This window comes from Komagataeibacter intermedius TF2 (assembly GCF_000964425.1).
In the GTDB taxonomy this organism is placed as follows: domain Bacteria; phylum Pseudomonadota; class Alphaproteobacteria; order Acetobacterales; family Acetobacteraceae; genus Komagataeibacter; species Komagataeibacter intermedius.
Map to the genome: position 1 here is coordinate 1 of NZ_BANF01000097.1, position 8,583 is coordinate 8,583.

The 8,583-nt window shown below is 52.7% G+C and carries 8 protein-coding genes; all 8 read left to right on the top strand.

What is annotated here, in order from left to right:
* Nucleotides 1–315, top strand: a 315-nt coding sequence (locus B7449_RS12360; RefSeq protein ID WP_048883671.1) for a DUF3597 domain-containing protein, incomplete at its 5' end; no start/stop codon positions are given.
* A gap of 104 nt (nucleotides 316–419) precedes the next feature.
* Nucleotides 420–1,493, top strand: a complete 1,074-nt coding sequence (locus B7449_RS12365; RefSeq protein WP_373321504.1) for a transporter — start codon at nucleotides 420–422, stop codon at nucleotides 1,491–1,493.
* A 202-nt stretch (nucleotides 1,494–1,695) separates the two neighbouring features.
* On the top strand, nucleotides 1,696–2,718 hold the full coding sequence (gene galE / locus B7449_RS12370) for a UDP-glucose 4-epimerase GalE (RefSeq protein ID WP_048883670.1): 1,023 nt from the start codon (nucleotides 1,696–1,698) through the stop codon (nucleotides 2,716–2,718).
* 583 nt (nucleotides 2,719–3,301) lie between these two features.
* Nucleotides 3,302–4,375, top strand: coding sequence for a polysaccharide biosynthesis/export family protein (locus tag B7449_RS12375; protein WP_141654691.1), 1,074 nt, complete (start codon nucleotides 3,302–3,304; stop codon nucleotides 4,373–4,375).
* A 143-nt stretch (nucleotides 4,376–4,518) separates the two neighbouring features.
* Entirely contained in the window at nucleotides 4,519–4,920 is a 402-nt protein-coding gene (locus tag B7449_RS12380) for an HAD-IIIC family phosphatase (protein ID WP_039736424.1), read from the top strand.
* Nucleotides 4,920–6,539, top strand: a complete 1,620-nt coding sequence (locus B7449_RS12385; RefSeq protein ID WP_039736421.1) for a capsular biosynthesis protein — start codon at nucleotides 4,920–4,922, stop codon at nucleotides 6,537–6,539. Before B7449_RS12380 ends, B7449_RS12385 begins: the two co-directional genes overlap by 1 nt.
* On the top strand, nucleotides 6,536–7,291 hold the full coding sequence (locus B7449_RS12390; RefSeq protein WP_039736419.1) for a glycosyltransferase family protein: 756 nt from the start codon (nucleotides 6,536–6,538) through the stop codon (nucleotides 7,289–7,291). Before B7449_RS12385 ends, B7449_RS12390 begins: the two co-directional genes overlap by 4 nt.
* A gap of 27 nt (nucleotides 7,292–7,318) precedes the next feature.
* On the top strand, nucleotides 7,319–8,455 hold the full coding sequence (locus tag B7449_RS12395; RefSeq protein WP_141654690.1) for a WavE lipopolysaccharide synthesis family protein: 1,137 nt from the start codon (nucleotides 7,319–7,321) through the stop codon (nucleotides 8,453–8,455).
* The last annotated feature ends 128 nt before the right edge of the window (nucleotides 8,456–8,583 follow it).

An 8,583-nucleotide genomic window follows, 5' to 3' on the forward strand; every position in this document is an offset into this window, starting at 1 on the left:
CCCGCAGCAGCACCTGCAGCAGCGGCTCCGGCTGCGGCTCCCGCCGCCCCAGCGCAGCCGGTGGACGTGGACGCCGTGCTGGGCGCGCTGGCGGCCAAGAACCCCGAAAAGCTGAACTGGCAGACCTCCATCGTGGATCTGCTGAAGCTGCTGGGCCTCGACAGCTCGCTGACCGCGCGTAAGGAACTGGCGACGGAACTGCACTATACCGGCGACATGAACGATTCCGCGTCCATGAATGTCTGGCTGATCAAGCAGGTCATGCAGAAGCTGGCGGCAAATGGCGGCAAGGTCTCCCCTGACCTGATGAAATAAGACGCAGCTGGCGTAATGGACGGGCGGGCGCGTGGCCAACGGCCACCGGCCGCCCGTTTCGTATCGGCCAGACAGGATCACCAGAACCGGCCGGGACCGGCAGCATGACGGAGGGATACGCGATGGAAAACGTCCCCGATTTCCCCATTATGGACAACGCCACCGGGTTGCCTGTCGACTCCGCATCATCTGTCTCCAACGGGGTGGTCTGGGCCATTGCCTGCCAGCCGGGCCAGAAGCCCGAGCGCCTGACGGATGAACAGATCGTCCGCGCGCTGGACGGCCTGCCGCCCGGCACGCCGGATTCGTGGGTCTGGCTGCATTATGACATTGTCCACACCGCCAGCCGCGCGCACATCCAGGCCATTCCCTGCCTGCCCGAAGAAGTACGCCTTGCCCTGGGCAGCACGGACCGGGGCACCAATGTCGAGGCCGAAGGCGATATCGTCTATGGCGCCCTGCCCGGCTTTGACGATGCCATGTCGGAAGACGACAAGAACCTGTCCGCATGGCGGTTCGCGGTCCTGCCCACCCTGCTGATCACCACGCGCCGCCAGCCGGTTCCGGCCCTGGGGGTCATTTACCGGACCATGCAGCGGGCGGCCTTCGACTCCCCTGCCGAAGTGGTCGACCATACCCTGCTGGAATTTGCCGATACTGTCCGGCGCAACATCGCCATGTTGGATGACCAGCTGGACCGTGCCGAGGATCTGCTGCTGACGCTGGACCAGCATACCGATTTCGGCCGCATAAGCGGGCTGATCGGGCGTGTGCGGCGTCGTTCGACCGAATTGCGGCGCGTGATTTCGCCCGTGGATCGCATTTTCCATAACGAGGATCTGGAACTGCCCGAATGGGCGGAAGATGACATCCGCGACCGTTCGCAGCGCCAGATTCATGCAGCCCTTGATGACCTTCTGGCCTTACAGGACCGTGCGCGATCGCTGCAGGACGAACTGGCGTCCGGTCAGGCGGAAGAAACCAACCGCCGCCTGTACACCGTATCCATCGTGACCACCCTCATGCTGCCTGCGACATTCGTGACCGGGTTTTTCGGCATGAACACGGGTGGCATGTTCCTTGCTGCCGGTTCTCTGGGAACGGTGGAAGCGGGCGGCATCTGCTTCGTGTTCATGATGATCACGTGGCTGCTGCTTAAAATCATGAAGCTGCTATAGGTCCACCAGCTTCCAGCCTGCATCCGACCGTTGCGGACCTGATGCCCCGGTTGGCGGATCGGACACCGGGCCAGTCGCGCAGACCATGCGCGGGACAGGCAGAAGGCCACACATTGCCGCCAATAGCCATCTCCTGTAGGTTTTGCGGTGCTTGATCTTCCCTCCCTACGTTCCGGCCTGACAGGGAAACCGACACCGATCCATGAAATGTCTTGTTACAGGTGGGGCGGGGTATGTCGGGAGCCATGTGGTCATAAGCCTGCTGGATGCAGGGCACGACGTTGTCGTGCTGGATGACCTCAGCACGGGTCATCGTGCCGCCATCCCCGACGGGGTCCGGTTCTGGCATGTTGACCTGGGCAATGCGCAGGCGACACATGACGCCGTGACGCAGGACAACTGGGACGTGGTGTTCCACTTTGCCGCCCTGTCATCAGTCGGGCACTCCATTACGGAGCCATTCCACTACCTGCGGCACAATATCATGAATTCCCTGAACCTGATCGAGGCATGTACATCCCATCAGGTAAAACGCTTTGTCTTTTCTTCCACGGCGGCGCTGTTCAGTGATGAACGCGATCTGTCGCGGATTACGGATGATGCGCTGGTCAACCCGGCATCCCCCTATGGTGACAGCAAATTCTTCATTGAACGCGCCCTGCTGTGGGCTGACCGTATTTATGGAATGCGCACTGCCTGCCTGCGGTATTTCAATGCTGCCGGTGCCGACCCGCAGGGACGGCTGGGGGAAGATCATCGCCCGGAAACCCACCTTATTCCGCTTGCCATCGATACGGCGCTGGGGTTGCAGCCTGCCCTGAAAATATTTGGCAACAGTTACGATACACGGGATGGCACGTGCATCCGGGATTATATCCATGTGACCGATCTGGCGGATGCGCATATCCACGTGATTGACCAGCTGGATACAAGGTCGGTCGCCTACAATCTGGGCAATGGACGGGGAGTGACCAACCTTGAAGTCATCGAGAGCGTCGAGCGCGTAAGCGGACGCAGGATACCATGGGAATGGGCCCCGCCCCGCCCGGGAGACACGGCCATTCTGGTGGCCGATTCATCGCGGATCCGCATGGAAACGGGGTGGCAGGCCAAACACCAGCATATTGATTCCATTGTCGCAACGGCCCTGAACTGGCGCAAAAGGCACCCCCACGGATATGACGGTCACAAGAACAGGCCGGTTGTGGCAGACGCGACGTCCTGATCCTGCGCGCCACGCATCCTGTCCGGCCGACGACACCCCGCCTCCTGCATACCAGTTACCCACCTAAAATATTATCTACATTCCTGTTTTCAGGCTGCCATGCACAAAGCCGGTCCAGCCATAACCCTGCGGCCAGGTGCAGAATTTCTTCAATTCCCATAACAGATTCCGAAATTGCCATCCTGTTGCCAGACATGGGTGGCAGACTGTCTGTTCGCGCGGTTTTCTGCTATCTGCAGGGCCGCAACCACCCCACTAATTAGCGTAGCCAGTTAAAATATGACGTGATAAAAGGCCTTTCCATAGATATTTGCCGACCGTACACGTCAAACATGCACAATGCATGGTAGATACCTTCAACCCTGTTCTCCGCCTTCACTCAACCTCCAGTCGCGGTGTTGCCTTGACCATTTCCTGTCTTCCGAAAAACCTGGATTCAGTTCTACGGCGAGTTCGAAAAGGTCGGCATTTTGCGGCGGTTGGGGGAGCCCTTCTGCTACTGGCGGGCTGTGATTCGTTACCGTATAGCGGCCCGACGGAAGCACAGGTCAACCATGCCCAGCGTGACCCAAAGCGTAATACGGTGGGGTATGCGATCGTGCAGGTCAGCCCGGACCTCATCACCCTTCTCGCCAGTGAGGATCCGCCGCTGTTCAGCAGTCTGGATGCGGACAATACGCCAGTCAGCTACACCCATAACGACAGGGTTGGCCCGGGCGACATCCTGCAGGTTTCGATATATGAAGTCGGCAGCGCGCTGTTCAGCCTGAGTGGCGCAAGCATGATGGCCTCGACGACATCATCCGGTGGCGCCAGCACGATGCCCAGCACGTCCACGGGATCGAACCTGCCCCCCCTCAGCGTTGACGCCAGCGGCAATATCCGCGTGCCTTATGCCGGGGAAATCCATGTCGCCGGCATGACCACCATAGAGGTGGCGGAGGCAATCAAGGCCCGGCTGAAGCAGCAGTCCCTTTCCCCGCAGGTACTGGTACGCATAGCGGCCGATATCGCCAATTCGGTCATGGTCTATGGCGGCGTCCGCCGGCCAAGCCGTGTGGCCCTGACCCCCAACAGGGAACGCATTCTGGATGTCATCGCCCTTGCCGGCGGCGCAAGCCAGTCCCACCAGCCAGATGAGGATTATCTGGTCCGTCTGACGCGCAATGGCAAGATTGCCGAACTGCCGCTCAAGACCATCGAGAATACGCCTGCGCAGAACATCCTGATGCAGCCGGGGGACCGGGTACAGCTGACCTTCAAACCGCGCAGCTATACGGTTTTCGGGGCCAGTGGCCATGTCAGCCAGACCCAGTTCACCATGCCCACCCTGACCATGGCGGAAGCCATCGCGCGTAACGGTGGCCCGCAGGATTCACGCGCCGATCCCAACGCCGTTTATCTGTTCCGTTTTGAAAATGCCGATATCGTCCGCCGCCTTGGCATGCCGATTGATGACAAGGCCACGACGGCACCGGTGGTGTACCAGCTGGACATGATGAATCCCGCCAGTTACTTCCTGGCGGATAAATTCATGATGCGGGACCAGGATCTTATCTACATTGCCAACTCGGCAAGTAATAAGTTTTATAAATTCTTTGGTCTGATTACGACCATTCTGTCTCCAGGAACATCCATGGGGGGTCTTGCCAGGTAGACATTCCTTACAGATATCTCTCTGGCGAAATATAATGGAAAAATTGATTCATAATCAATTTATTCTCCATGAATACAATGATGGGGATAACATTATCAAACAGCCCCAGACAGGATCGTTCTCATAGTAAATATGGAGGCAAAATGAAAAACCTTGTAATCGATCTGGATCATACGATCTGCAGACCATATGAAAACGAAGATCAGTCCAGTGATCCCGTGAAAAAATACAGCAACGCAACGCCTGTCATGGACATCATTGAGAAAATCCGTGAATACAAAAAGAACGGGTTTCATATTACCATTCATACCAGTCGCAACATGCGTACGTACAAGGGTGATATTTCCGCCATTGTGAAACATACGCTGCCGGTCATTACCGAATGGCTGGATCGGCACGATGTTCCCTATGATTCGATCATTGTCGGTAAACCATGGTGTGGTCATGATGGCTTCTACATTGACGACAAGGCCATCCGTCCATCCGAATTCCGTACGTTGAGCTACGATCAGATCGTCAGTCTTCTTGAACGCGAGCAGGTATAATGTCGGGCGCTTATTTCATTATTCTAAGCGGCGCTTACATCTGCCCGGAACTGATTGCCGAATTTGGAAATCTGCCGCCTGCGTTCCTGCCCAATGGGGGTCGTCGTCTGTACGAAGACCAGCTGAAGATGGCCGCGGCGATGGATGCGCAGCCCATTATGGTGCTGCCCGAAAGCTATGAACTGCCACATTATGATGTCGAGCGTATCAAGGCTGCGAATATCCTGATTGAACGCGTGCCAGCCACGGCATCCGTGCTGCAGAGTATTGCGCAGGGCCTTAATTCCATAAAATCTGGCGACAACGTATATATCCTGTTTGGCGATACATTGATTGATACGCAATCAACCTGGCCAGCCAACGGTTTTGCTGTCGGCAGCACCCATCACCTGGCACGATGGAGTGAATGCGAAGTCATTGATGGACGATACGTATTCCATGAATATCAGCGGGATGCTGAACGGACCACCGATATCGTGGCAGGCCTGTTCAATTTCCACGAAGCCGGACACTTCAAGGAAATCGTCAATACGACCCTGGAAAATAGCGAGGGTTTCATAGAGGCCCTGAACGCATATTCAGCGTCATATACCATGGAACCGGTATATGACATTACCTGGCTGGATTTCGGTCATCTGTACACCTATCACCAGTCGCGGTGCCAGGAACTGCTGGCGCGGTCGTTCAACAGCATCACCAGTGATGGCCGTTCTGTTGTCAAGACTGGTCTGCCCCAGCGCAAAATTTTTGCGGAAGCAGAGTGGTTTCAACATCTTCCACCGCAATTACGGCCTTATACCCCGCATTTCATTGATGCAGGCGAAAAAGAAACATATTCCTATGAACTGGAATACCTGTTCTTTCCCCTGATGTCCGAACTGTACTGCTTTGGCAACCTGCCGGGGCATATGTGGGAAATCATGATGGATAGCTGTCTGGATTTCCTTGAGAAAATGCAGGGCATCCGCCCCCGGAATTATGAAATCGGGGATGACTATCCTTCCCTGTTCTTCAATGACATGATCAAGGGCAAGACAGCGCATCGTCTGGAAACCTTTGCGCGGGATAATGATATTTCGCTGACAAAGGAATGGCGTTACGGCGGAAAACCGGCCCCGTCATTACGGACGCTGGGGGAAGAACTGATTTCGGCCATCGTGCCAACCTCGCTTGATGATATCACCATGTGGCATGGCGATTTTCATTTTGGGAATATCTTCTATAATTTCCGCTCCAAGCGCGTCAGCGTCGTCGATCCGCGCGGCATGCTATCAAACGGACGCATCACCATGTTTGGCGATGCCCGGTATGATATTTCCAAGCTGGGACATTCGGTCTTCGGGCTTTATGATTTCCTGATCGCGGACAGGTTTGATCTCACATCTGCGGATTACGATCTGGATCTCTCGTTTGATATTGGTCCCACACGTCAACGCCTTCTGGATATCTATAAAAGCAGGAAGGCAGGCAACTATGCCTGCATGGATCGTTCAGCCATTGCCATGACGGCCCTGCTATTTTTGAGCATGCTTCCCCTGCACACAACAGACAAGCGGCGGCAGAAGGCGATACTTGCCAACACATTCCGGCTGAAGAATATGATGGAGTCCTGTTCATGATTATATTTCCAATGGTTGGGATGAGCCGCCGTTTCCGTGAAGCCGGTTATGACAGGCCCAAATACATGCTGCCGCTTGGTAATCATACGTGCTTTGACTATTCAGTCATGGGTTTCCTGAAAGCTGGTCGGCAGGATACCTTCACTTTTATCATGCGGAAGGAGTTCGACACGCCTGACTTTGTCCGTCAGCGTCTGGCGGCCCTTGGCGTAACCAATGCCCGTCTTGTCATTCTGGATGAGATGACAGCAGGACAGGCGGAAACGGTCGAACGGGGACTGGACGGCGTTACAGATGCCGGTCCCACGGGCATGACCATTTTCAATATCGATACCTTTCGTCCCGGCTTTACATTTCCGCCGAAAGCCGCTCAGGGAGACGGGTATCTGGAAACCTTTGTCGGTGAAGGGGACAACTGGTCATTTGTCGAAAGCGACGGAAGCGATCAGAACCGGGTCATCCGCACGACGGAAAAAGAACCGATCTCCCACTTCTGCTGCACGGGCCTGTATCAGTTCGCCACAATCAGTGACTTCCGCTGGGCTCTGGACGAAGAGCGGAAAAACCCGAGCAAAAATGAGCTATATGTCGCCCCGATTTATAATCACCTGATCAAGATCGGGAAAGACATTCGCTATACAGTCATTCCAAAAGAAAACGTTATTTTTTGTGGAGTGCCGGCTGAATATGAAGCCCTGACCAAAGATGGCGGCAAAGAATTCGAAGAAAAATTCTTATATTTGAATAAATAATATTTATATCCCATAGGATAATCGCAAGTGGTTTGCCATTTTGACGTCAACGACCTGAATAATGTCCATCAAAATGGCGAACCGCTTTCTATTGTCATACAGGGGCCATGGCTGAAGAAAAATATACAGGAATCTGCTTTGATCTGTCGCCATTGGCGCCAGATGTTTCCAGAAGCAGAAATCATTGTTTCTATCTCATCCTGTGATTTTATAGAATTTTCAATAAATTCCGGGGAGAATATTCTTCCTGAAGTTGCGTATGCTGCCTTTAAAATTGATACGATACGAAAAGAAGCCTTAAAGGTTTTATTCGATACCGCAGACATCATCATCAAGGCACCCGATGCGCTTCCTCTACCCCCTATAAAAAATGACACAGATAGCTTAAATAACGTCAACCTGCAGATACAATCAGCGAAGGCCGGTCTAAAACATGCGTCAAGGAAATATACACTTCGCATAAGGAATGACCTATGCCTGATGAGCAAAAAATTTATTGATGTCTATAAAAGGCATGCTCGTGACAGGCGCCGAAATTATGCTTCTTTTTCACAAAGAATATTAATACCTGAAATATTTACAATAAATCCTTTAACTTTGTACAGGATGCCTTTTCATTATAGTGACTGGTTCCATTTCGGACTCACTGAAGATATCAGGAATCTTTGGGAAGACGTTGAAGACGTCAGCTTCTGTGATGCGATTTATTATGAAAACCATCCCTTTCTAAAGCATACAAATGTATTAGAAAAAAGATTTCTTATACGTTTGGCCGTAGAACAATTCATACATTTCCCGCATTTCAAGAAAATATTCCCGTTTCTTCAACTGGACTGCCATAATGATACACGAAGTGTAAATGAATCATTATATGTAATGGCTGACAACTTTACTGTTGCCAACCTCACAGAAATCCATGCCTACATCAATAAATATCAGCATATTGTAAAGAAAATAAGCAAACACACAAGGGTTGAATGCATCAGTCAAAATATTCTGGATTCAATCATCAAGGACCCAGGGGCCTTAACTGATACAGTATATACCCAACAGAAAAAACGTTCAGATCATAGGATGTTTTGGGGATATGATCGTAGGACCGCACTTTTCAGGCGAGGGCGCAGCACCTTCAATTCTTTTCTCAGATGGTATCGGAATAGTTAATATATAAATTCTACATATTGTAATTAAAATAAATATGAAATTTTACTCCTACACATCTCAAAAATAATTAATATTTTTTTTACTGGGGCCTGTTGGGAATTATCTTGAATTAATGATTGCGCCAACGA